The following is a 766-nucleotide window of genomic DNA, read 5'->3' as shown; positions in this document are numbered from 1 at the left end:
TTAATATCCTGTGCTTCCGAACCCGTTTGTACCACGTGTGCTTTGTATATCAAATTCAGCGACCTCTTCTAACTCTGGTGTCCAGATAGGTACAATGACCAGCTGCGCCAATCTATCACCTTTATTGATTTTGTATACATCGGCTAAATACTCGCCTTCTTTATCTTTTGCTATTGTTTCACCTTTTATGTTTAAAATGTCATTTTCCATACCGTTTTCAGTGACACGAACATCTGCACTTGTTGAATGTAAATCTGTATCATTCTTAATATTTATCCCCATGTTTCCATGAAATCCTGAGTCAATTTTGCCAGTTTCAATAACTAAGTGTGTTTTACTGCTTACGCCACTTCTTGAAGTGAGTAATCCCACATATCCTTTAGGAATGTTGACTGCTAGATCAGTTTTGATAATCGCTTTCTCTTGCGGTTCAAGTATCTTAGTTTCTGCTGAGTAGATGTCATAGCCAGCGTCCGTTGCATTAGCACGTGTCGGCATTGTTGCGTTTTCTGATAGTAATTTGATTTGTAGTTTAGTCATTGCTTTTGTCCCTCCAATATTCACTGGCTATTCTTGATGCCGTAAAACCTAATTGTTCATATGTTTTTTCTTTCTGACTTGCTTTAATTACTTCATCAAACGCCTTTGCCTTTTCCAGCACCTCTACATGCTCTTTGTAAATATCTTGATGTGTTTGCATGTGTGGGTATTTTTCTGCCAATGCTTTAGCACCTTCTACTTGTTTTTCCATGTATTTGTATTTCAT

The 766-nt window shown here is 37.5% G+C and carries 2 protein-coding genes; both read right to left on the bottom strand.

The window, feature by feature from the left end; genetic code table 11:
• On the bottom strand, positions 1-540 hold the full coding sequence (locus tag HMPREF2846_RS12685) for a dUTP diphosphatase (protein ID WP_031262899.1): 540 nt from the start codon (positions 538-540) through the stop codon (positions 1-3).
• The coding region (locus HMPREF2846_RS12680; protein WP_060804559.1) for a hypothetical protein at positions 533-766 on the bottom strand (234 nt) is incomplete at its 5' end. The genes HMPREF2846_RS12680 and HMPREF2846_RS12685, both read right to left, overlap by 8 nt.

The sequence above is a fragment of the Staphylococcus sp. HMSC056G08 genome, from assembly GCF_001812305.1.
In the GTDB taxonomy this organism is placed as follows: Bacteria; Bacillota; Bacilli; order Staphylococcales; family Staphylococcaceae; genus Staphylococcus; species Staphylococcus simulans.
This window is presented reverse-complemented; position numbering and strand designations above follow the sequence as displayed.

What these genes read in the sequence shown, in the direction of transcription:
- HMPREF2846_RS12685 (WP_031262899.1), bottom strand. Translation starts at nt 540, where the DNA reads ATGACTAAACTACAAATCAAATTACTATCAGAAAACGCAACAATGCCG.